This is a genomic window from Dehalobacter sp. DCM, from assembly GCF_024972775.1.
Taxonomy (GTDB): domain Bacteria; phylum Bacillota; class Desulfitobacteriia; order Desulfitobacteriales; family Syntrophobotulaceae; genus Dehalobacter.
In genome coordinates this window covers 2,018,140-2,040,151 of record NZ_CP092282.1, presented here as the reverse complement: position 1 = coordinate 2,040,151, position 22,012 = coordinate 2,018,140, and the positions used below count along the sequence as shown (strand labels likewise).

Genomic DNA, 22,012 nt, shown 5'->3' with positions numbered 1-22,012 from the left:
CCACTACCCCCTGTTTTTCTGAATGATCAGCCAGTAAGGCGATGCGTCGCCTTGGTTAAGATAAATTCCCTGCAGAACGCTGAAATCCTTCTTGGGAAGTCCGGCCAAATACGTATTCAAACTGGCTGATTCCGCTGCACCCTGATCATGCCCGCGGTATACCGTAAGAACAATCAGTCCTTTTTCAGTTAACAATCTTACCCCGGCCTCAATTGCTTGAATGGTAGTCTCCGGATGTGTCGTAACCTGCTGATTGCTGCCAGGTAAATAGCCCAGATTAAAGATGACCGCTTTTATCCCTGTAGGAACGATTTTGTCTATCTCAGAATGACTTTCTAAGAATAAGGCTACTCTGTCCATCAGCTGGTATTCCGTTAAGAGTTCCCGGGTAGAAGCAATCGCGTCTTCCTGAATATCAAAAGCATATACCTTTCCCAGCGGTCCGACGCACTCGGCCAGGAATAATGTATCCTTCCCCCGACCGGCTGTCGCATCAACGACAATATCCCCTGCTTTGATTCTATTTTGTAAGTACGATTTTAATAGTGTCTGTGTATTTTCAATTCCCTTGTCATTCATGCCAACGGTCCCTGAGCTTTTCCCGGACAACTTTAGGGAAGCTCCTTTCCCCTAATCGAATAAACCGTGCTCTGATGGGTGCCGTCTCGATTTGGATGTGATCGCCCTGGTTCATAAGAACGATGAATTTCCCATCCGAAGTCACCCTGGCATGATTGCCTTTGGTCAAGATAACATCGATTTTTTCTTTATAGGATACAACCATCGGCCGCGATGACAGGGCATGCGCAGCTAATGGTGTTATCAGTACAGCCTGCACATCCGGACTGACCACTGGTCCTCCGGCAGATAACGAGTAGGCAGTAGAGCCCGTTGGTGTCGCAATAATTAGTCCGTCTGAAGGCGGGCTGGCAATCGGTTCTCCGGATAGTTTTACTTGAAGGGTAACAAGCGCATCCTCGTTATCCCGAATAAAGACAACATCATTCAAGGTGATTTCCTGAAATTTTTCACCGTCTTTAATGTACGAGACATTTAACATCAGCCGCTCTTCGATGGCGTATTCCTGCCGCAGAACCTTTTTTAAGGCGGTATATATTTCTCCGCGTTCAATTTCGCAAAGGAATCCGAGCTTCCCGAAATTGACGCCTAACACCGGAATATGAAAACGGGAAGCCTCCCGAGCCGCTCCGAGTACAGTACCGTCGCCGCCAAGAGATAATATAAAGTCGACATTTTCATCCAGTTTTTCGTCCCATTGCGGTACCGTTTCCCATCCTTGGCCTGTGAACCAATTAATAAGCTGAGGGATCAGGCTGTTGGTATTGATCCTGGATTGATTTGCCCATATTCCAACTCGATTCGCCATACTCTCACTCCGTTCTCATCTGAGCCCGCTCGACCAATTCACTGAGCTGTGATGGCCAATCGCGTTCATTCTTTTCACTCATGTCGTCTAACCCTGTGTTCTGATCTTCTCTGCCCTGAGTGGAATTCCCGTCACTATTTTTTCTAAGCCAGGCTAAAAATTCAATGTTGCCCTCCGGACCGCGGATGGGAGAAAAATCAAGCCCGATGACTTGAAAACCTTGATGTTCAGCCTCTGACAGAACCTTTTCCAGCACGTCCCGGTGTATTTTGGGATCTCTTACCACACCGTTCTTCCCAACATTCTCCGGTCCGGCTTCAAACTGAGGTTTTATCAGAACCAAGGCCTGCCCGTGTTCCTTCAGGATCACTGTCATTGCCGCAAAAATTTTAGTCAAAGAAATAAAAGAAACATCACAGACGACCCAATCCACCTTTTCCCCAAGCGTATTTTCACTCAAATACCGCGCATTGGTTCTTTCCAGACAAACAACGCGATTATCTTGCCGCAGCTTCCAGGCTAGCTGGCCGTATCCGACATCAATGGCATACACCTTGGCGGCGCCGTTCTGCAGTGCACAATCCGTAAATCCTCCGGTTGAAGCCCCAATGTCAGCAATGACTTTATCCTTTAAGTCTAAATCGAATACCGTGATCGCTTTGGCCAATTTTAAGCCGCCGCGGGATACAAAGGGGTGAACCTCTCCCTTGAGAATGAGGTCCGTATCCGACTGCACCATCGTCCCCGGTTTATCCAGGCAAATGTTTTCCTTATAGACCTTTCCTGCCATAATCAGTGATTTTGCTTTTTCTCTGCTTTCAACCAGCCCTTTTTCAACCAGCAGCAGATCCAGCCGTATCTTATTTTTGGCCACAGTGTCTTCATCCTTGTCAATTTCAATGTATCGTTGTATGTTTTATCATCATTTTCTTGTCGGGACGTGGCGATCACGAATTTTCTTAGCTGCGTTTTCGATTCCTTCCGCGGTTATGCCGTATTCTTCATATAGTTCGGATAGTGCGCCATGCTCGATATAACTTGCGTACCCAATCCGTTCGACAATAATTCCTTCGATCCCTTCAGAATCCAATACTTCCATTACCGCACTTCCCATGCCGCCGGCCAAAATATGATCTTCCACTGTGACGATTCTGCCTGTGAGCTGAGACTGCGAAACAATCAGATCTCTGTCAATCGGATTAATAAAACGCAGATTAACGACACCTGCCTGGATCCCCTGTGACTCCAAACTTTCTGCTGCTTTGAGACAGATATTAACAACAGGCCCAAAGCCGATGAGCGTCACATCACTGCCTTCCCGCAAGAGCTCTGCTTTACCTTTGGGCAGGATTTCATACGTCGTATCCATCGCCACGCCAACACCGGCTGACCGCGGATAACGAACGGCAACCGGGTTATCGAAGGTGAATGCCGTGTAAATCATCTGTTTCAATTCATTTTCGTCTTTAGGCGCCATCAGCGTCAAGTTGGGTATCGCCCTGAAAAAAGAAATATCAAAAATACCGTGATGGGTGGGCCCGTCCTCACCGACGATCCCTGCCCTGTCTACCGCAAAAACAACTTTGGCATTCTGCAGGCACACATCGTGCAGGACCTGATCATAAGCGCGCTGATAAAATGTGGAATACATCGATACAACCGGTTTAAGCCCGGCTAAAGCTAAAGCGGCAGCAAACGTCACGGCATGTGGTTCGGCAATGCCCACATCAAAAAATCGTTCCGGAAATCGACTGCCAAACTCGTTCAGTCCTGTTCCTGAACCCATTGCTGCCGTTACTGCCACAATACGTTCATCAGTCTGAGCCAATTCACAGATCGTTTCACCGAAAATCTTTGTATAGGTCGGCGGCGCCTCCTTTTTGAGCACTTCCCCCGTTTCTTTGGCAAAGGGCCCAACACCGTGGAAAATATCCGGATATTGTTTTGCCGGTTCATAACCCTGACCTTTACAGGTTTTCACATGAATGATTACCGGCCCTTTCTTTTGTTTGGCCTGGTTAAATACCATTTCCAACGCAGAAATGTCATGTCCGTTGATTGGACCTAAGTAAGTCAGTCCCAGCTCTTCAAAAACCATACCGGGAACGAGGAAGTATTTCAATCCATCTTTCGCCTTTCCTGCCGCTTTTGCTACAGAATCACCTATTCCCGGAATATTTTTCAAGAAGTTCTGGAGATCTTTTTTCTTTTTATCATACGTTGGTGCTGTCCGTATTTTATTCAAATAGGAAGACATCGCGCCCACATTCTCTGAGATAAACATTTCATTATCGTTGAGAACGATAATCAGGTTGCTGTCGCTGTTACCGGCCTGATTGAGTGCTTCATAAGCCATTCCGCCGCTCATTGCACCATCGCCGATTACCGCGATGACATGATAGTTTTCCTTCTTAATATCCCTGGCTTTGGCAAAGCCCAAAGCTGCTGAGATCGACGTACTGGCATGCCCGGTATCAAAACAATCGCACTCACTTTCGCTCCTTTTGGGGAAACCGGCTAAACCATGAAACTGGCGTATGGTTTTGAACTCTTCTTTTCTGCCGGTCAACAATTTATGGACGTAGGATTGATGCCCGACATCCCAGATAATTTTATCGGCTGGGCAGTCAAATACGCGATGCAAAGCCAAAGTGAGTTCGACAACACCGAGGTTGGACGCCAGATGACCACCATTGACGGAAACTATATCTATCATTTCCTGACGGATATCTTCTGCAAGTATTGTCAGGTCACTTATATTCATTTTCTTCAGGTCTGTGGGAGACTCTACTATGTCTAAAAGCCGCAAATTACTTTCCTCCCCGTTTGCTTTTAGTGAAATATAATCCGGTCAGCTTTTCCAAGCTGGCAATGATCCTGCCCGTAATCGCGATGATCCGGTTTGCTTCATTGATTGCTATCGCTTTCCCCCAGGCTTTGCCTGCGACTGTAAGCGAGGCAATCAATGCCAGAAGCAGGACATTCAAATAAATCTTCCATGTACTTAAAACGGGAAATTTGACTGCCAAACTCAGAATGATGGTGGCTCCCATCGCGCCGCTGAGTGTCCCGGTAATATCGCCAACAATATCATTGGCGAAATTAGCTACTTTGTCGGCATGCTTGATCAAATAAATGGACTGTTTTGCACCGAATACTTTTTTCGCAGCCCGCGCATGGTGCGGTGCTTCATCGCCGGCCGCTACGGCAATACCGATAATATCAAATAAGATACCAACGGCGATGACACATAGTAAAAGTATCCAGGTCAGGCTCACTGGGAAAAACCGGAGGAAGGCTTCTGCTCCACTCCCCAGGAGTAAAGCGATTGCAAATGTTGCAAAGAATACGGCGATAATATATTTGATACTTTGTTTCTTCCGAGCCAAGGCTATTTCCTGCTTTCTTTTGCCTAAACGCGTTTGATTCTGATCAGCTACCTGCAACATCATATGATTCTTCTAGAAGATAAGTCCGATAGCACATCCCAGGATCGCACCGCCAAAGACTTCAAAGGGAGTATGTCCAATGAGTTCCTTAAATCTTTCTTCCTGAATATTATAACCCAAAAAGTCAGTCGGGTGCTGCCGCATCCATTCCACAAGGTGATTGATGATCCTGGCATGGTTCCCCGTAGCGCGTCTTACACCGGCGGCATCGTACATAACAATGACGGCCAGGGCGACAGCGATAGCAAATAACGACGAATTCCACCCTTCAGCTTGGCCTATGCCTATAGCCAGTGCACAGACAATTGCTGTGTGGGAACTGGGAAAACCACCGGAGCTCGTCAGCAAATCAAAATCCCACTTCTTTTCTAAAAAGAAGTTGATGACGATCTTAGCAATTTGGGCTAAAATCCAAGCTAAGAGGGACGTCCATAAAATTTGGTTGCTCCACAGTGCAGATAATACGCTCATTATTCTTCATCCTCTTTAATATGCTACCTAATCCTTCAGTTCTTTCTCTGGGCGGTATAATCAGCCAATGATCGTAAAAAATCGGCCTTTGCTCCAAAGTACTGCAAATGGTCTTTCGCCTTGGCAATGGACTCCTCCAGCTTAACACGCGCTCCATCTAAACCCAATAACGTCGTGTACGTCGGCTTCCCTGACTTTTCATCCTTACCTGCCGACTTCCCTAAATCGGCACTTTCCCCGACAACGTCCAAAATATCGTCTTTAATTTGAAATGCTAATCCCAGCTCAAGCGCATACGACGATAAGACCGAGATCTCTTGTTCCGATCCTCCGCCTAGAATTGCACCAAGGCGAGCGGATGCTTTGAGCAGTGCTCCTGTCTTCAGGTTATGAACATGTTCAATATCGGAAAGCGTCGTGTTGTCTAAACTCCCCAGGGTGTCCAGACTTTGTCCTGCGACCATTCCCTGCCAGCCTGCCGCCTGCGCGGTTTCCAATACGACCCTCAGCTTTTTGCCTTCATCTCCTTTTACCGGCTTGGCTATTAATTCAAAAGCATAGGTCAGCAACGCATCGCCAGCCAATATGGCAGCGGCCTCACCGAACATTTTATGATTGGAAAGTTTACCTCTCCGATAGTCGTCATTGTCCATCGACGGTAAATCATCGTGAATTAGCGAATACGTATGGATCAATTCCAGAGCGGAAGCTTCTCCAACAATTTTTTCAGAACAGCCGCCGACAAGGTCAGCACAGGCTAAGGCAAGCACAGGACGTATCCGCTTGCCGCCGCCGACCACCGAATATTTCATACTTTTGGCCAAGAGAGAGCTATCGAGAGGAAGCGCATCCAAATACCCTTCAATTTTATCTAAGTAATCATTGTATTGTTTTTGAAACATATTCTGTTGCTTCTCCTAGGTATTTTCAGTAACAATCAATTCGCCGCTGCTATCTTCCACCAACACTTTGACTTTCGCTTCGGCAGAATCCAAAAGAGCATTGCATTGCTTGATCAGTTGGATTCCCTCAGCAAACAGTGCCAAGGCTTGATCGAGCTCGACATTGTTGCGATCCAGCGCGCTGACGATCTGTTCCAGACGTTCGATACCCGCTTCAAATTTTATCGTGTTTTGTTTGGCCTCACTTTTTTTCATTGTACTTCTCCTCTAATGGGTAGTCACTTGATGGTCTCTCCGGATGAACGTGCATCACGCTGCAACCGATATCCCCATCGCTGAGCCGCAGGTTGATAAAATCGCCAACAGCTGCCTGCTGGACGGATTTAAGCAGTTTTGTCTCGGAATCATAGGCCAGTGAATAGCCCCTGCTAAGGGTATGCAAAGGACTTAAAAGATCAATTTTCGCGCTCAATAGTTTAAGTATACCATTTTTTTCTGTCATAAATCCAGTCATGCCTTCTTGGAGCCGGGTGGCCAGGTAATCGAGTTCCTGCCGGGACTGTTCCAATTTCCAGCCCGGTCGGGCTAAAGCTGAATGCGTCATGATCTCGTCCACCTGGTGTCTTTTATTGACCAGTAAGGCTTGCATACGATGATATAACTTTTCCTCGTAGTAATGAATACCCTCTTTTAATTCAGTAAGTACCGGTATTACTAACTCAGCTGCAGCGGAAGGCGTTGGCGCACGCAAATCCGCGGCAAAATCCGCAATGGTATAATCTACTTCATGGCCAACTGCAGAAACAACGGGTATGGCGGAGGCGGCAATGGCCCTCGCGACTTTTTCTGTATTAAAAGCCCACAATTCTTCCAAAGATCCGCCGCCTCTGCCCACAATAAGCAGATCGATGTTTCCGTAGTGATTAGCGCGCTCAATGGCGCGGGCGATCTCGCCAGGTGCTGACTCCCCCTGGACGGCAGAAGGAATGATGATCAGCGAAACCAACGGATTTCTTCTGCGGGCAATATTCAAAATATCCTTGATCGCAGCGCCGGTCGGGCTGGTGACGATGGCTACGCGTGAGGGGTAGCGTGGTATCGGTCTCTTCTTCTCCGGCGCAAATAACCCCTCTGCCGCTAATCGGCTTTTTAGCTGTTCGAAAGCAATATATAATGCGCCCAAACCGCTCGGATAGATTTCCTCGGCATACAGCTGAACATTACCGTCTTTTTCATAAAGCCGGATGCTTCCCCTAATCAGCACTTTCATCCCGTTTTCCGGTTTAAAACCAGACTGCATATTACGGGCCTTAAACATCACCGTTTTTATGCCGGCTTCTTTATCCTTTAAGGTAAAGTACCAGTGCCCGGATGGGATATGGTCCTTAAAATTAGAAATCTCGCCTGTGACCCAACAATTCCACAAATAAGCGTGTTTTCTCAGTGCGTCGTTGATCTCTCGGTTGATTTCTGATACGGTCAATACTTTTTCAGGCAACTCTATTCACCTCGTAATTTGGCAATATACCCTTGCGTTCGCTATTGTTCTTATTATAGTATACTTTTAGGATACCCAAAACACAATTTACATAAGTATCAAAGGAGAATGACGCTATGGATATAATGAAAACCGTCGCTGAATTAATGGCATTATCGGCTGTGACGGCACCGAAAGCGAAAGGCCAGGACTGCATCGAAGCCAAAGTGATAACCGACCCGAAGATACTGGCAGAGTTAGCCGATGCCATGGCGCTTTACAGTGAGGAGCCGCGGAAGAAGTTTTTCCTCAGGGACAGTGAAAATATACGCAACTCGCAGGCTCTGCTTTTATTATCTGTTAAAGACAACAAACCGGCCGGGTTAAACTGCGGTGCCTGCGGACAGCCCGAATGTACCATGCTTACCGTATCCAATGAGGGACCGGAGTTTCCGGGACCTCTTTGTGCCTGGCGGGCCATCGATCTGGGGATCGCTATTGGTTCCGCTGCGAAGACAGCCGGTATGCTCAACGCCGATAACCGCGTCCTGTATTCCGTCGGTGTCGTCGTGAAAAAAATCGGGTTGATGCAAGGTGCCGTAGTTGTTGGTATCCCCATCAATGCCGCAGCTAAAAACATCTATTTCGACCGCACATTTTAGTAACTGAGAACCAGGAGAGGGCCAAGCAGAGGCCAGACTGGGGCAAGCGCAGGGGCAAGCTCGGGGGGGGACAGAGGGACGTAGACCTTTGTCTCCTTTTTGTATGTAAAAAGGAGACAAAGGTCTACGTCCCTCTGTCCCCCTGCGTCCCTCTGTCCCCCTGCCTCTTGCTTCCTGCATCTATAGAATTTTCTTGCGCATCAGCACATACGTGGTTGCGCCGGTGATGACAATAATGATCCCTGCAACAATCAAAAAACCTAAACGTTCATCTTTGAAAGGAACATGGACATTCATTCCCCAAAAGCTGGCAATCATCGTCGGGATGGCCAAAATAATCGTCATCGAAGTCAAAAACTTCATGACCATATTTAAATTGTTGGAAATAATCGAAGCGGATGTATCAGCCATACCGGATAAGATCCTGCTGTACATTTCAACCATCTGAACAGCCTGGTTATTTTCGATTATGACATCTTCTAACAGATCCTCGTCCTCTTCGTAGATCTGGATTAGATGCTGGCATTGATTATTGGATCGGATACGCAGTAGCCTGTCCATGACAATCCCATTGGAACGTAATGACGATGTAAAGTAAGTTAAGCCCTGTTGGAGATCCATCAATTGAAATAACTCTTTATTCTTCATCGTTTTCCGCAAATCAATTTCGATCTGTTCGCTTAAACGGCTGATTTGCCGGATATATCTCAGATAATAAGTTGCTGATTTATACAACATCTGGAACAAAAACCGCGTCCGTTTGGCAGTATTAAATGTTCTTCGGTTATATTCGTTAAACTCAAGTATGACCGGGTTGTTTTCCAGACATACTGTAACAATGCTGTCCTTGGAAAGAATGATGCCTAAAGGCAGCGTATCATAGCTGGATTCACTTAACATTACCGGTATATTAATAAGAATAAGGGCAGATTCATCCTCGACCTCGATACGCGGACGTTCTTCTTCGTCAAGTGCCGCTTTTAGAAAATCAATCGGAGAATTTGTTTTTTCAGCTACGAGCTGCAGTTCATCCGCTGTGGGATTGACCAGGTTGACCCATACATTGCGCGTCGTATTGTCAACTGTGAGTTCCTGAAAGTTGATTCCATCGTTTTTGTAGATTCTGAGCACAGCTTCCCCCCATTTTCCGCAGGAAGAAAGTCCAGAATCTACTACTTAAAGCTATTCGTTTGAATAGCATGAATAATCGATCTTGAATGCCATGAGAAAACCAAGACTTCTTCCCGCTTTATACTTTTATGGAGCTCTATCCCTCCATAGGATCCGTCACCGTCCAGTTTTCTCACCTTCTTTCTTAAATACACAAACCATCTTACATCGGATAACCACCGAGCTAAGATCAGCTAAAAAAAGCCTACTCAAAGCCTATAAAAAATATACTCTTTAATGAAGGATAAGTCAAACGATATATTTCAGGCTAGATTTTTTCTATCTTGTTATGCATAATCAGTGTCTTATCCGTTTTTATTCTCAAGTTCCAATCTGAATCATTGATAAAATCTTCAATATGCGAAACAAATTCTCAATATTGTGGAAGCATTTTTCTAATTAAATTACAGCCAAATGCATAACGCCGATAAGTTTATCACTTCAGTATCCTATTTAAATGGAATATTTTATGCAAAGATCCATATGCCAACGGCAAATTATGCATGCGGTGCTATAGACGAAATGGTCAATAATCCGCTGAGGTTGAAATATGCCATGAAACGCATTGGTCAACACGGGTGAAAATAAGTGGGAACCAATTTCCTGGGATGAAGCATTTGATATCGTCGAAACAGAAGTCAAAAAGCTGGACACCGAAATTAATGGCCGTGAATCATGATTATTCACTCTTCATTTCGAGTTGGCCTTTTCGAAAGTAACTCGCCGGCCAGTTCGGACACTGTCCACTCCTCAGCAATTCTTTCTCCTTCGAATCTGCTGATGACCATATCCCTCCAAGTAATTTTCTTTTTTGTAGGAGGAATACCGAACATGTCTGCGTGATGAGTACCGCTGAGTGTCCGCTGCCAAGCAATCGTATTGTTTTCTTGGATCCAGAACTCAACGTTGACTACTTTAATATCTGGAATGGCTGAGCGCAACTGATTAACATATCGTTTGATAAACGTATGCCCTTTATGATCCTTACCTCCTGCATGGGCAATATAATCGGTTGTAAAGATTTCATCGATGAGGCTTAAATTGCCATTCGTCATGAGTCCGTCATTGGCTAGTTTGATTATTTTTTCTTTCCTCTTGGGCATGTATATCCTCCTTAATCCCAGTGAACTATTTCTCAGATATATCTGCTTATCTCCGTTTAGGTTGAAATTCATCAATGAATTTGTAGATACATTTAAATATTACTAAAAAGTACATGACAATCATGTTCAACATACCTGGATAATTTTCACCATGTTTTTTGCTCTGATTATTTATGATTGTTATCCGGTCATAGGACTAGTAATTTAGGCATGAAAAAGAATGTACCACTACGTGTTAGTGCCCTTTGTGCTTTTCTTTCTTCTTCTGCTGTCGTAATGCGAATTGTTCTTCTTTTTGGTGGTCTTTTTCTTCTCGTGATTTGCTTCTTCTTTCTACTTTGTTCATTTCCTGCTGCAATTTCATTGCAAGTTGTGCTTTAGTTCCAATTCCAATACTTTTAACCTCTTTCTTTACTTCTCTTTGAAGTCTTTTGGGGTTTGATCTTCTTTCTCTACCGTTATTCGCGGCAAAAGAACTACTGAACTTTAAATTGCAGTAATCCTTTAATACTAAGTCATAGATCTCATAATCCTTTGGTTCTGCACCAAAAACTACTCGGCATACGAAAAGGTAATCCATTTCATTTTTTTCAAACACGCCAACCCAAAATGGTTCTTCAAAGAATACAGTTAGTTTCACACTTAAACACACGGGTATCGCCTCCTGTTTTTACAAAACTGAGATTAGAGAACGGACAACCCCAGGAGGGACAGGTTACTGCTATCTATTCAATAGATAGGTTCGGACTACCAACCGAAACTGTGTTTTTATCTCCACTTTATATTATAGTAAAATTACCCAGTAATTACATAGAATTTTTTTAATGATTAATCCCTTATACACTCTCTATCGCCTCTGCCAACATGGGTTCGTACATCATAATGGCATGATTTTCTGTAATAAAGTCATCACTAATTAGATTGTCTTCTAGATCAAACACCTTACGCTTGATCACATTATGACGCATGTAACCTCCCCACCATTCCTGAGTAATCACATGCTCACTTTCGTAAACCTCGTATTTTGGGGTCAATTCGTGTTCACATTGCCATGCGCCTGCTAAATCCGATTCCCCTAGGTGTAACAGAAGCTGAAATGTGTGTTGGGTATCATTCTTTATTTGAAGATCGATATAATTGTAAACAATTGTGGCTCCGCTTCCAAATGGCTGGACTCGGTTAGCATCCGGAAATACGTCGTGTGTGTGGCGCCATCGTTCCGTAACTTGCAATGGCGTATGCAAGGTCATCCAATAAATAAGATTTGAAAGCTGGCACAGGCCTCCGCCTATTCCGGGAACAAACGTACCGTTTTTCAGGACCATTCCTTCAGTAAAACCTTTTGTCTTGGTTGGCTTACCGACTAACCGCCAAATGGAAAATGTCTCTCCCGGTTTAAGAATCAAACCATTAATCTTTGTTGTTGCCAACTTCAAGTTGGTTATTTTGTTTTGCTGCAGCCACATATCAACATTTCGGAGGTGCCGATACAATGGGGTGCTGTGATATGCCACATTAAACGGAAGTTTATCCGTTTGTAAAGTCACAGCATACCGCGTTGACTTGACAAAAAACCATCCCAGGTATCGACGCACTGTAAAGTAAAGCTTACCTAGAAACAGTCGAACCTTTGAACGATTAATCGACTTATTTCTCAGATATATCGACGTAATAGCCAGCTCGTTTCACTTCCTTCTGTATTCCCCTTCAATTACCATTTTCCTTGTCAATGGAATATCGCAACGATTATAGATAACGTCTTACTCTATTCATATAGTTTATATACTCTTCTCCGAATTCTTTCATGCACCATCTTTCCTCTGACCAAATAATAAAATGTACTGATATTTGAAAAATTATTAATAACGCCAAGAATATCCAGGAACGTGTTAAAAATACACACCCTAAGAAATAGATAAAGTAGGCGACGTACATCGGGTTGCGCGATAGGTGATATAAACCATTTATATTTATTCCGTTCATTTTAGGTTTCGCATAATTGATTAGAGCTCCAGCATATAAAATAAGTCCCCCACCAGAGATGATCAGTCCGATATAAAAGCCCACAGAATCCGTTTTTATCTGGAGAACGAATAAATATAGCAAGATAAAAGCAGTTGAAATTTGATAAATCCAAAAAGCTATTTTTTCCCTTCCGATCAATGGTGCAAAGAAACTTGCGCGTTGAAGTGCTTCTTTATTGATAACATATAACAGCCCATACCGAAGCAGAATGATCGGTATTACCAACAAAAAGGCATTCATATTCATATTATCCCGCTTTCTAGATCTTGGATAATCTTAAGTCCTTTTCAGCCGGTACTAAGGATGACACGGCTTACACGAGTACATTATTCTCCATAAACTGGATAATCCCTTTCAAAAAGCTTACGTCTAAACTATCGAAATAACGTCGATAAAAAAAGCGACCTGAAGTAAGGCCGCTTAAATACATATGAGGAGATAAAACAGATTTTAAATGATGCAAGCTAACTCTCATATTTCCAAATAGCATCGCGAGGTATGATTTTCATCAGACATATATCGTCACCCATTTTTTTTTCGTAATTTTAAATGATATCCTTTCTTCTGTGCCATCTCATCGAGTATCGCGTGCAGAACTTTCGATTTGCTTTTCATATCGAAACCTTTTGAAGCTTCTTTTGCTTGTATTAATGCTTCTTGTATCTCTTCAATATGCATCACCGTTGCTGCAACACAATAGTAGCTTTTTGAACGCCCTTCATTAAAATTATCTAACATGTCCTTCAGCATATCTTCGCGTATATTTTGCAATCGTTTATGCTCTTCAAATCCGTTTTTCTGGATAAAAATAATATCATCCTCAAGCTTTTGATAACACTTGAATGAGTCATATTCTACTCCCGCTTCCCGATGTTTCCGCCACTTTTCACAATGAGGGCTTTCCTTGCATTCCCAACAAAATTCAACTTCTTTTTTCATAACAGCACACGTAATAAACGGACATCCGAGAGTTATGCGGGATATGCTCTTACACCCTTCACATCGACTATCTGCATTTGTCTGATACATTGGACACAATTGACAGGAAAGACCACATATCCCCATCTCTGGGTACTTTATGTCCATATGATTATAACTCCTTAGTTACCTGTCTGTTCACTGCAACATTAATACGCGTACCAGCCAATTACCGATTCCGGGAGATATACTGATCAATATCTAGCAATCAGTGATATTATTGACTAATTTCTTTTTCCATCCAAACAACATCAAATAGATTTTCATTTTTCTTGCCGATTTTTAGAAATCTTCCACATTCTCTGAACCCATTTCTCCTATGAAACGCTATACTTGGTTCATTGAGTGAAGATATACTTGCAAGAATCTGTTTTATCCCCATCGCTTTGCCTTCATCGATCAGTAGTTTTAAAGCCGCTTTCCCTATGCCTTTTCCAACGTCATCCTTTGTGATAAAATAGGTAATTTCCGCTGTATGCTTAAATACTGGCAAGGGATTATATGGTTTAAGAAAACAAAAACCGATTACTTTGTCAGTCGCATTATCCTTAATGACATAAGCGGGATAGCCTTTTGTCATTTCAATAAACATACTAAAAAAACTATCCGGTAATTTATTCTCAAAATAGGCTGCATAGCTGTGTTCTACATAATAATTGAAAATGGTCATTACTTCTTTCCCATGATCGATTGTCATCGATTCAAACCGAAAATCCATAACAATTACTTCCTTTCTCACTAAAAGACTAATTAAGTATTCTTATTATACCATATTTTAGGGAATTGGTTATGGGTTACAATTATTTGCATGCAGCAATTATTCTATTGTTATTATGCTTATTTTCTTGCTATTTCTACTTTTTCGCCAACGTTCCGTCGTGTTGATAATTATTCGAATGCGATACTCAACGCATATTGACTCGACCCTTGGGGCTGGGTTTATAATGACCGTGAAGGTGGGATACACGATGAAGAATCAAATAAACATTAGCGATTTTGTTAAATTAACCGGAAGTACACCGAAAACCATTATCTATTATCATAAAATTGGGTTGCTGCCTGAACCGGAGCGCTCTAAGAGCGGATACCGTTTATACGGGGCAACAGAACTCGCTCGGATGCAATCCATCAATCATTTAAAATCCCTCGGACTGGAACTTAAACGGATTAAAGAAGTACTCGGAGATTCACGCAATGACAAGACCCTGAGAGAAGTCTTAGAATCGTTGCGATTTGATTTGGAGAACCAGAAACAAAGTTTGGAGGAACGAATCGCTAAAATTGACATATTACTGAGCGAAGTCAACGTACGGGTAGATGAAAACTTTTGTAGCTCACCTTCTTTTCAAATGATCACAGAGATATTGATGCCGGAGCAAATTGAAAACTATGCACAAACCTGCCCGGAACTCTTTGAGCAACAACGAAAAGTGTTTGGCATATTAGGCGATTTCAACTGGGGTGAGGATTACGAGGAAACTTTCCGGTCATTAGCCGAGTATTTTAAAGTTCACCCCGAGCAATACCAACTTTCTTTGGATTATCGGATGCGTCTGTCCAAACTATCTAAGTTATCCGAAGATGACCCGGAGATAGACATACTCGCCCGAGAGTCTGCGGACTTTATCAAAAGTATACCGCAATTAAGGGCAATGTTGTGTAACCATCCCGGCATGAAGAAACCCCTGGAAAGCGTATATCTGGATATGGTTGCCCGCGTTATTTCACCGGCCAGGCTGAAACATATGCAGCTCTTCCAAAAATATCTCGGCTCAGAATGATTAGTACACCATATTTGAGCCGAAAAAGTAGTGCTTCATAATAATAAAAAGGTAATGGTAATTACCTGGATGGGGGCGATTTCAGTGGAAGGTTATCAACGAAAGGCCTATCTATTTCCGATCATTATGATGGTTGTGATGGGTATCATCTTGTTTCTTCCCGCTGGCTCGACTCGGTTCTGGCCGGCATGGCTATGGTTACTGGGTTTATCAGGATTGATGATTTTCACGACAGCTTTTTTTCTGAGAAGAAGTCCTGAATTACTCGCACGAAGAATGAAGTTTAAAGAGAAAGAAATAAGACGTAAACCCCCAGCAATCCTCAACGTGTATTTTCTGGGATTCATCATTCCCGGTTTTGATTTTCGTTTACAGTGGTCGACTGTGCCTATATGGATGATCATCACAGCGAATGCGATGGTTTTCTTAGGCTATATATTTATTATCTTTGTCTTTAAAGAAAACAGTTTTGCTTCAACAATTATTCAGGTCGAGACTGAACAACACGTTATTACTACGGGTCCCTATACCATCGTCCGGCATCCAATGTACTTGGGCATGTTAATAATGTCACTGTTCTCCCCTCTTGCGCTCGGTTCATATTGGGCAATCATTCCCTCACTGTTCATTATTCCGTCATTAATACTCAGGATAAAAAGTGAAGAGGAAGTACTAATCAAAAGCTTGCCGGGGTATAGTGATTACTGTCAAAAAACACCTTGCCGATTAATTCCGTTGATCTGGTAATTATCAGGAAGCAAATTTTGGAAACTGCCTATCCCATTTAGGCTAAAACACAGCATGTTCACTATTCTCGCACATCGAAAGGGCTACATTGAGATTGCCGTTTTTGCACCGCAGTGCGTCAATGAATCGTTTGGATTTGGCCATGTCTTTCAAGACGACGTTGTAGGTGATTTCGAACAACGATCCAAATTCAGTGGTTTTGACTTTGAGTAGTTTGTAATCTGTCGTATATTCTTTCAAGACATTATCAAAAACACCGTGATAATCCATATCTTCGGGCAGGACAATTTTCAGCCGCATAGGGCTTCTCTGTGATTTTCCAAAATTGATTTTAGTCAAAACGATGAGGACCAGGCAAATAATCAGGGTGAAAAGAGCGGCATATCCGATATAACCGATACCGCAGGCCAGACCTACCCCGAGGGTAAAAAAAACACAGGCAATATCTTTGGAATCCGCGGCAGCGCTGCGAAAACGGATCAAGCTGAATGCGCCCGCCAGACTGAATGCCCTAGCAACATTGTTATCCACAAGCAGAATGATCATGGCGATGATCGCCGGCAGCATAATCAGGGCAATAGTAAAACTCGCGCTGTATTCTTCTTTTTTATGGGTTTGGATATAGACAAGACTAATCCCTAGTCCAAGAACCAATGCGCTTAAAATAACCATGATTGTAGTTCCCAATGTCAAGGTTGAACTTTCTGCATTTGCAAATAAAAAATCTAACATGTCTCTTTATCTCTCCTTAAGCGGTTTTCCTTTGGGAATATTTTCTTTGCTCAGATCTGCTTTTTACATAGTTCTTATATTCTGTACCGTATTTGGAAAAAGTGGTTTTATAGATTTTTAATTGGGAAAGAAGTTGGCATAACCAGAGTGGGATATGTCCCTCGCATTTGACCTCCATCAAGATGCGGTCATCGGCTAACAGGTCCGTGCCAAAATCACCGCTGCTCAGGTCAACCTGATCGCGACGAGTCAAGATATTTTCATCAAAGGAAACTCGCAGTTCCGGGTTATCTTTGGCAAAAAAGGCGGTTCGTTCATAACTAATGAAAACCTTGGGTTTTGCAGGATAACGGCTGAGAAAATCAGCGATTTCGGCTAAAACCTGTCTATCTTTATAGTCATCACAATCCGGGATCAGTCCGTTTTTAAGGAAATTATTTGCTTGGTTCAATGTCAGAATAGCCCGCCGTTTGGTGACAATGCCGCCGATTTTCTTTTTTAGCTCCAGGAAAACTTCCTCTTCACCGCTGACCGGGATCGTATAAGAACGCATCCGGAGTTTTTCTTTATAGTAAGGTTTTGCTAATGAGCGCCGGATGACGTCATCATTCTCGGTATCAAAATAGACATTGTAGATCATGTAGCTGCCTTTTTTTCGGCAAAATTTATCCAGAACCATGTATTTATCCAACTCAGAGCGAATGATGCGATACTGGTCCGGGGTAACTAAGTACTTTACCTCATAACGCTTAAATGTTTTAATTGGCATATCGTCCACTCCTTTCAAGGCAGGCGTAACGGGTGTTTTCCATTACACCTGCTGGTTTCATCAAATTCTCTTTGGTTACGAACGCGTATTTTCTTTAGTTGCGGGGGCCATGGCTGCCCGGACCGCCGCCACCGGCATTCATCCCCTGATTTTCGGTAATTCCGGATTCATTCAGGTAGGTTACGGTATCCGCTAAGGTGAAGGTGACAACTTTGGTACTGCCGCTGTAGAGCGTGTAGCTCTGACCTGTTTTCATATTGGGTGAAGAGATGACCGCGGACGTATATTGTTTTTCCGGGGTATAGGTTGCCACCGTATTGGCGCTGCTGTCTTTCAGAGTAATGGTGGTCCCTGCCGCCTGGGTGGTGCTGTAATACATCAGGATAGAAGGTTGAGTTGAATCGGTACTTCCCGATTCCGCCATACCGCTGCTGCCTGCCGCAATCAGTGTACCACCACTGATCGTGAAGGTTCCGTTGTAATCAAGAGCCCCATCACCGTTGGCTGTCGGTCCGCTGATATGAACCGTACCGCCGGTCATTTTTGCCGATCCGTTGGAGTCAAGTCCATCGCCTTGGGCATTGATCACAATTACACCGCCGTTGATCGTCTCCAGTCCGGAATTATCATTGACATTAAAGCCGTCGTCGCTGGTTGTAAGTGTAATCTTGCCATTGTTTATGGTAATGTTGCTTCCTTCGATACCCTCATTGCTGTGCTTGATAGTAATCGTGCCGTTGTCGATGGTGACATTGGTGTCTGAATGGATACCGTCGTCACCGGCCTGCAGATTTAATATGCCATCCTGGATCAAAAGATTTGTGCCGGCGTTGAGTGCATCATCATAGGCGGATACCGTTACATTCCCTTGGGTCACGATAATGTTTCTGCATGCGCTCAGGCCATTGATACTCTCGGTATCCGTACTTGTTTCTGTGGTCTGAGCAGAATCACTATTCATTTTTCCAAAATTGTTATCGGTCTGAACAGTCGTATTTTGGGCATAACCGCCACCTGTAGTGACATTGAGTGTACCTCCGTCAATTTCTAATGTTCCTTTCGCTTTCGCGGCATCACTCCCCGACGTAATACTCAGCGTCCCACCTGCAATTAGGATATTGCCGAGGCTTGTATCCGTGTCATTGGTGGAGCGGATGCCGTTTTTAACGGCGGTAACCGTAATCGTGCCTTGCTTTACAGCCAACACGTCTTTGCCGACAATCCCATCACCCTTGGCTGTAACATTTAACGTACCGTCGATGATCTTAAGCGTGTCTTTACCGCTGATCCCATCGTTATAATCGGAGGTTACTTTTAGCGTCCCGCTTCCGGTGATGGTCAGGTCTGCTTTGGAAAAGATCGCTGCTGAAGGTTCGTCATCGGCGTCGACTTTACAGCCGCTGCCTTGATAGATTGAATTAGTGGTTCCATTTTCAAGCATCAAGACAACTTTTTCAGCATTTTTGACGTAGATTGGAGCACTGGTGGTACTGGAAACTGTGGCGTTATTTAAAACGAGGTACACAGTACCGGAATCCGTGGTCTTATCAACATCAACCACCAAACTGCCATCCTTCAAGGTCCCGGTGATTTCGTAGATGCCGCTTTTGCTGATGGCCGCGAAATCCTGATTGAGATTGATCGTTTGATAGCTCTTACTTTGCCAGTCAAAATAATAATCATCGCTGTCATAGGTTACGGTGCTGGCAATGCTAATTGCGCTCGTATCCGCGCTGCCTGTTAATGCCGTCAATGTACCGGTGCTACTGGATGTGGTTCCTGTATTTTTGCCGCAGGATGCCAGCGTAAAAATACTTATGGTAAGCGCCAGCAGCAGGGATACTATTTTTTTCTTATTCATGATTGAGCCCCTTCCGTGTTTTATTATTCAAAGTATATCTGCGCAATGTGTTATCCAATTGTTTTCAATGTGAATTTTATCTGAACTTTTTGGATGTAAACGTACAGACAAAAAAAATACAAATCAAAACAACTTGTACCATAAGCGTTCTGATTCGTATTTAAAATCATTCCATAATACGTGTTTAGACAGCGTTCCTGTTCTTGTTCTTGTTCTTCAAAATTTCTTCCAAAGCCGACCTTAAATCAGTAAATTCAAACTTAAAACCACTATCACAAATTTTTTGAGGAATTGCCCGTTGACCATTTAATAACATTTCAGACATTTGGCCTAAGACAATTTTCAATACGAAATCAGGTACCGGAAACCATGATGGTCTCTTTAAGACTTTTCCTAAAACCGTTGTAAAGTCTTCCATTGTTACTGGTTCGGGTGCCGTTCCATTTACAGGGCCAATAACCGCATCATGTTCGATGATAAATTGAAGCATGCGCATAAGATCGTGAATATGAATCCATGGAAGCCACTGATTCCCTTTACCTAATGGACCCCCAACGTAAAATTTAAACGGTATAATCATTCGTGGAAGAGCACCTTGACTGCCTAATACGACCCCAATACGAATAGTAACGACGCGAGTAGATTGACTTCGGACCTTAAAAGCTTCATCTTCCCATTTCCGGCAAACATCCGCAAGGAAATCCTGTCCCGGGCCTTCATTCTCGGTTATCTTATCATCCTGGCGGGGCCCATAATATCCTACGGCTGAAGCGTTTATTAGAACCTTTGGATTCATAATCCCGTCATTTATAGCCTCAACAATAGCACGCGTTGTCTTTACCCGACTATTCACTATTTCCTGCTTAACTGAGTCAGACCAGCGACGGGTACCAATTGACTCCCCGGCAAAATTAACAACGATATCATATTCCTTAGTATTACCGACTGAAGACAGCGGAGTACTATTATCCCACGTCATTAACTTGACAGTATGATCAACCCGATTCGCTGAGATACTCATATTTCGTGTTACAACCGTGACCCGATAACCATTAGCGATTAATTCCTGGGTTAGTTTCCTTCCGAGAAAACCGGTTCCACCAAAAATTAAAACGTTCATAGTCTATACCTCCGGAAATGTCGTGTAGTCCTGGCGGTTTCCTACACCTACAATGATGCCAATTTCAGTAACTTCTTTGTTGTGTTTTCGTTTCGGATCGTAATACTCTTATACGCCTTTGTTCCAACTATCTTAGACCACCGGGTCCTGGAATAGGTTTTCAATGGAGCCGACCAAAATATTATCTCTTTATAAGCATATAGCTGTTCATACTCCGGTTTTATTTTTCCTGCATCCGCTATGATTTCTTCTGCTGTGGCCGGTTGGATTACAAATATGGCATTATGCTTTGAATTAGGATCATCCCCCCACCATTCGGGTACATTATCCAACGCTTCTTTTAAGGTATGGACATTGATCAGTGCCAAGTCGATTTGGAACCCGAACTTTTTCTCCAGGATATCTTTACAATAACTTGAGAGATTATTGATATCGCTTTCTTCACTGTCGAAGATGACATTACCGCTGTTAATATAAGTCGTCGTATTTTTAAAACCTGCATTCTCGAAACAGTTTTTTAAATCAAACATAGAGACAATATTATTACCGCCAACATTTATTCCTCGGAGCAGTGCAATATACTTCATTATATATCTCCCTAAAAATTTTAAATATTAAAAAGATCGTTTTATCCCCCTGTATTCGTCTTTCATTCAATCTCTAAAAATTCAAAGCCTGTTTCCGATCAATTTTTCCTTTTGCTGTTGCGTGAAGAAGTGTTCCTATAGCTTCACTTGTTCATCGAATTCCACTTCCCTTTTAAATCGTCCCCTTGAACTGACGGATACGTAATTTATTTTGCTGTTCGTGGGCTGATCAAAACAGACAAGTCCCATATGTAGACTGTGGTTATGGAGCCACCATGGACGGGTGCCCCTTAAGCCTCTTCATATTTACTTTATCATTTAAAAATGTGCATTAATTATCTATGGATTGTTATTACATAAAGCAATAAAAACCAATACAACATAATTATATAAGTTCTTATGTTATTTTCTTATCCGCCCATTTCAAACACTGCTTAATCTTAGGCATTGGATCATAACCTTGATCTATACCCATATTGGAAAGCATTTCACAAGGAAAATCCCCACATTCTCCACAATGATTTAGTCCTTTATCTTCGCAGCAGGTTTTTACCTTGCATTCACCTCCCCAAAAAGGTATCTTCATATCGGGGCAGCCCATGCAATTTACTTTTTCTTTCCTCTCACAACTGCTACAGCACACGCCGCATCGTGATTCGAACATTTTTATCCCCCTATCTGTTATACCTCACACAATTATCTAATATGACCTTGCCCAGCCAGGATTTTCTCCTTGCAAGAAGTATCAAGCTTTGCTTGGCATACTAACGTGTCGCGAATTGCTGAATTCT

The 22,012-nt window shown here is 43.2% G+C and carries 27 protein-coding genes; 4 read left to right on the top strand and 23 right to left on the bottom strand.

The window, feature by feature from the left end:
- Positions 1-3 precede the first annotated feature (3 nt).
- The 9 genes from LPY66_RS09530 to xseA are packed head-to-tail and all read right to left on the bottom strand — an operon-like array spanning position 4 to position 7,707.
- Complete coding sequence (locus LPY66_RS09530) at positions 4-609, bottom strand: class I SAM-dependent methyltransferase (protein ID WP_337987836.1); 606 nt, start codon at positions 607-609, stop codon at positions 4-6.
- Complete coding sequence (locus tag LPY66_RS09525) at positions 572-1,387, bottom strand: NAD(+)/NADH kinase (RefSeq protein ID WP_337987835.1); 816 nt, start codon at positions 1,385-1,387, stop codon at positions 572-574. The genes LPY66_RS09530 and LPY66_RS09525 overlap by 38 nt, the downstream gene beginning before the upstream one ends.
- Positions 1,388-1,391: 4 nt before the next feature.
- Entirely contained in the window at positions 1,392-2,261 is an 870-nt protein-coding gene (locus LPY66_RS09520; RefSeq protein ID WP_337987834.1) for a TlyA family RNA methyltransferase, read from the bottom strand.
- A gap of 48 nt (positions 2,262-2,309) precedes the next feature.
- The gene (gene dxs, locus LPY66_RS09515; protein ID WP_337987833.1) at positions 2,310-4,196 is read right to left on the bottom strand and encodes a 1-deoxy-D-xylulose-5-phosphate synthase; all 1,887 of its coding nucleotides are present in this window, start codon (positions 4,194-4,196) and stop codon (positions 2,310-2,312) included.
- Between the two features lies 1 nt (position 4,197).
- Positions 4,198-4,839: a hypothetical protein gene (locus LPY66_RS09510; protein WP_337987832.1), complete on the bottom strand. Its 642-nt coding sequence runs from the start codon at positions 4,837-4,839 to the stop codon at positions 4,198-4,200.
- Positions 4,840-4,848: 9 nt separating this feature from the next.
- Positions 4,849-5,307: a divergent PAP2 family protein gene (locus LPY66_RS09505; RefSeq protein WP_337987831.1), complete on the bottom strand. Its 459-nt coding sequence runs from the start codon at positions 5,305-5,307 to the stop codon at positions 4,849-4,851.
- A gap of 35 nt (positions 5,308-5,342) precedes the next feature.
- Positions 5,343-6,209 (bottom strand): polyprenyl synthetase family protein, encoded by an 867-nt coding sequence (locus LPY66_RS09500; RefSeq protein ID WP_337987830.1) that lies wholly within the window; start codon positions 6,207-6,209, stop codon positions 5,343-5,345.
- A 15-nt stretch (positions 6,210-6,224) separates the two neighbouring features.
- On the bottom strand, positions 6,225-6,464 hold the full coding sequence (xseB, locus tag LPY66_RS09495; RefSeq protein ID WP_337987829.1) for an exodeoxyribonuclease VII small subunit: 240 nt from the start codon (positions 6,462-6,464) through the stop codon (positions 6,225-6,227).
- Positions 6,451-7,707 (bottom strand): exodeoxyribonuclease VII large subunit, encoded by a 1,257-nt coding sequence (gene xseA / locus LPY66_RS09490; RefSeq protein ID WP_337987828.1) that lies wholly within the window; start codon positions 7,705-7,707, stop codon positions 6,451-6,453. The genes xseB and xseA overlap by 14 nt, the downstream gene beginning before the upstream one ends.
- 116 nt (positions 7,708-7,823) lie before the next feature.
- Here xseA and LPY66_RS09485 point away from each other — a divergent pair, with 116 nt between their 5' ends.
- Positions 7,824-8,348 carry a ferredoxin domain-containing protein gene (locus LPY66_RS09485; protein WP_337987827.1) on the top strand — a complete coding sequence of 175 codons (525 nt, stop codon included), beginning with the start codon at positions 7,824-7,826 and terminating at the stop codon, positions 8,346-8,348.
- Positions 8,349-8,528: 180 nt separating this feature from the next.
- Here LPY66_RS09485 and LPY66_RS09480 read toward each other — a convergent pair whose 3' ends face one another.
- Positions 8,529-9,479: a magnesium transporter CorA family protein gene (locus LPY66_RS09480; protein WP_337987826.1), complete on the bottom strand. Its 951-nt coding sequence runs from the start codon at positions 9,477-9,479 to the stop codon at positions 8,529-8,531.
- Positions 9,480-10,083: 604 nt separating this feature from the next.
- On the opposite strand from LPY66_RS09480, the gene LPY66_RS09475 reads away from it, so the two are divergent.
- The gene (locus LPY66_RS09475) at positions 10,084-10,197 is read left to right on the top strand and encodes a molybdopterin-dependent oxidoreductase (RefSeq protein ID WP_337987825.1); all 114 of its coding nucleotides are present in this window, start codon (positions 10,084-10,086) and stop codon (positions 10,195-10,197) included.
- A 4-nt stretch (positions 10,198-10,201) separates the two neighbouring features.
- Here the strand turns inward: LPY66_RS09475 and LPY66_RS09470 are convergent, their stop codons facing one another.
- From LPY66_RS09470 to LPY66_RS09445, 7 genes are all read right to left on the bottom strand, one after another.
- Positions 10,202-10,621 (bottom strand): ester cyclase, encoded by a 420-nt coding sequence (locus tag LPY66_RS09470; RefSeq protein ID WP_337987824.1) that lies wholly within the window; start codon positions 10,619-10,621, stop codon positions 10,202-10,204.
- Positions 10,622-10,856: 235 nt separating this feature from the next.
- Positions 10,857-11,273: a YjdF family protein gene (locus tag LPY66_RS09465; RefSeq protein WP_337987823.1), complete on the bottom strand. Its 417-nt coding sequence runs from the start codon at positions 11,271-11,273 to the stop codon at positions 10,857-10,859.
- A gap of 184 nt (positions 11,274-11,457) precedes the next feature.
- A complete protein-coding gene (locus LPY66_RS09460) occupies positions 11,458-12,300 on the bottom strand; it encodes a VanW family protein (RefSeq protein ID WP_337988058.1) in 843 nt (280 codons plus the stop codon).
- Between the two features lie 67 nt (positions 12,301-12,367).
- Positions 12,368-12,886, bottom strand: a complete 519-nt coding sequence (locus tag LPY66_RS09455) for a methyltransferase family protein (RefSeq protein ID WP_337988057.1) — start codon at positions 12,884-12,886, stop codon at positions 12,368-12,370.
- A 224-nt stretch (positions 12,887-13,110) separates the two neighbouring features.
- Positions 13,111-13,155 carry a hypothetical protein gene (locus tag LPY66_RS21000; protein WP_443112483.1) on the bottom strand — a complete coding sequence of 15 codons (45 nt, stop codon included), beginning with the start codon at positions 13,153-13,155 and terminating at the stop codon, positions 13,111-13,113.
- A gap of 13 nt (positions 13,156-13,168) precedes the next feature.
- A complete protein-coding gene (locus tag LPY66_RS09450) occupies positions 13,169-13,711 on the bottom strand; it encodes a DUF3795 domain-containing protein (RefSeq protein ID WP_337988056.1) in 543 nt (180 codons plus the stop codon).
- Positions 13,712-13,841: 130 nt separating this feature from the next.
- Entirely contained in the window at positions 13,842-14,321 is a 480-nt protein-coding gene (locus LPY66_RS09445) for a GNAT family N-acetyltransferase (RefSeq protein ID WP_337987822.1), read from the bottom strand.
- 271 nt (positions 14,322-14,592) lie between these two features.
- Between LPY66_RS09445 and LPY66_RS09440 the strand changes: the two genes are divergently transcribed.
- On the top strand, positions 14,593-15,405 hold the full coding sequence (locus LPY66_RS09440) for a MerR family transcriptional regulator (RefSeq protein WP_337987821.1): 813 nt from the start codon (positions 14,593-14,595) through the stop codon (positions 15,403-15,405).
- 126 nt (positions 15,406-15,531) lie between these two features.
- A complete protein-coding gene (locus LPY66_RS09435; RefSeq protein WP_337988055.1) occupies positions 15,532-16,152 on the top strand; it encodes a methyltransferase family protein in 621 nt (206 codons plus the stop codon).
- 42 nt (positions 16,153-16,194) lie between these two features.
- Here the strand turns inward: LPY66_RS09435 and LPY66_RS09430 are convergent, their stop codons facing one another.
- The 6 genes from LPY66_RS09430 to LPY66_RS09405 all read right to left on the bottom strand — a co-directional run bounded on the left by LPY66_RS09430 (position 16,195) and on the right by LPY66_RS09405 (position 21,885).
- The gene (locus LPY66_RS09430; protein WP_337987820.1) at positions 16,195-16,884 is read right to left on the bottom strand and encodes a DUF4956 domain-containing protein; all 690 of its coding nucleotides are present in this window, start codon (positions 16,882-16,884) and stop codon (positions 16,195-16,197) included.
- A gap of 16 nt (positions 16,885-16,900) precedes the next feature.
- Entirely contained in the window at positions 16,901-17,653 is a 753-nt protein-coding gene (locus tag LPY66_RS09425; protein WP_337987819.1) for a polyphosphate polymerase domain-containing protein, read from the bottom strand.
- Positions 17,654-17,747: 94 nt separating this feature from the next.
- Positions 17,748-19,514 carry a carbohydrate-binding domain-containing protein gene (locus tag LPY66_RS09420; protein WP_337987818.1) on the bottom strand — a complete coding sequence of 589 codons (1,767 nt, stop codon included), beginning with the start codon at positions 19,512-19,514 and terminating at the stop codon, positions 17,748-17,750.
- A gap of 184 nt (positions 19,515-19,698) precedes the next feature.
- Complete coding sequence (locus tag LPY66_RS09415) at positions 19,699-20,634, bottom strand: TIGR01777 family oxidoreductase (protein WP_337987817.1); 936 nt, start codon at positions 20,632-20,634, stop codon at positions 19,699-19,701.
- Positions 20,635-20,681: 47 nt separating this feature from the next.
- On the bottom strand, positions 20,682-21,221 hold the full coding sequence (locus LPY66_RS09410) for a DUF1697 domain-containing protein (protein WP_337987816.1): 540 nt from the start codon (positions 21,219-21,221) through the stop codon (positions 20,682-20,684).
- Between the two features lie 397 nt (positions 21,222-21,618).
- Complete coding sequence (locus LPY66_RS09405) at positions 21,619-21,885, bottom strand: DUF3795 domain-containing protein (RefSeq protein WP_337987815.1); 267 nt, start codon at positions 21,883-21,885, stop codon at positions 21,619-21,621.
- Positions 21,886-22,012 lie beyond the last annotated feature (127 nt).

Bases quoted from the DNA above. Each gene is read 5' to 3' on its own strand.
- LPY66_RS09405 (WP_337987815.1), bottom strand. From the start codon at position 21,885: ATGTTCGAATCACGATGCGGCGTGTGCTGTAGCAGTTGTGAGAGGAAA.
- LPY66_RS09435 (WP_337988055.1), top strand. From the start codon at position 15,532: ATGATGGTTGTGATGGGTATCATCTTGTTTCTTCCCGCTGGCTCGACT.
- LPY66_RS09485 (WP_337987827.1), top strand. From the start codon at position 7,824: ATGGATATAATGAAAACCGTCGCTGAATTAATGGCATTATCGGCTGTG.
- LPY66_RS09425 (WP_337987819.1), bottom strand. From the start codon at position 17,653: ATGCCAATTAAAACATTTAAGCGTTATGAGGTAAAGTACTTAGTTACC.
- LPY66_RS09505 (WP_337987831.1), bottom strand. From the start codon at position 5,307: ATGAGCGTATTATCTGCACTGTGGAGCAACCAAATTTTATGGACGTCC.
- LPY66_RS09525 (WP_337987835.1), bottom strand. From the start codon at position 1,387: ATGGCGAATCGAGTTGGAATATGGGCAAATCAATCCAGGATCAATACC.
- xseB (WP_337987829.1), bottom strand. From the start codon at position 6,464: ATGAAAAAAAGTGAGGCCAAACAAAACACGATAAAATTTGAAGCGGGT.
- LPY66_RS09470 (WP_337987824.1), bottom strand. From the start codon at position 10,621: ATGCCCAAGAGGAAAGAAAAAATAATCAAACTAGCCAATGACGGACTC.
- LPY66_RS09420 (WP_337987818.1), bottom strand. From the start codon at position 19,514: ATGAATAAGAAAAAAATAGTATCCCTGCTGCTGGCGCTTACCATAAGT.
- LPY66_RS09500 (WP_337987830.1), bottom strand. From the start codon at position 6,209: ATGTTTCAAAAACAATACAATGATTACTTAGATAAAATTGAAGGGTAT.
- LPY66_RS09455 (WP_337988057.1), bottom strand. From the start codon at position 12,886: ATGAATGCCTTTTTGTTGGTAATACCGATCATTCTGCTTCGGTATGGG.
- LPY66_RS09440 (WP_337987821.1), top strand. From the start codon at position 14,593: ATGAAGAATCAAATAAACATTAGCGATTTTGTTAAATTAACCGGAAGT.
- LPY66_RS09430 (WP_337987820.1), bottom strand. From the start codon at position 16,884: ATGTTAGATTTTTTATTTGCAAATGCAGAAAGTTCAACCTTGACATTG.
- LPY66_RS09415 (WP_337987817.1), bottom strand. From the start codon at position 20,634: ATGAACGTTTTAATTTTTGGTGGAACCGGTTTTCTCGGAAGGAAACTA.
- LPY66_RS09410 (WP_337987816.1), bottom strand. From the start codon at position 21,221: ATGAAGTATATTGCACTGCTCCGAGGAATAAATGTTGGCGGTAATAAT.
- LPY66_RS09445 (WP_337987822.1), bottom strand. From the start codon at position 14,321: ATGACAATCGATCATGGGAAAGAAGTAATGACCATTTTCAATTATTAT.
- LPY66_RS09450 (WP_337988056.1), bottom strand. From the start codon at position 13,711: ATGGGGATATGTGGTCTTTCCTGTCAATTGTGTCCAATGTATCAGACA.
- LPY66_RS09510 (WP_337987832.1), bottom strand. From the start codon at position 4,839: ATGATGTTGCAGGTAGCTGATCAGAATCAAACGCGTTTAGGCAAAAGA.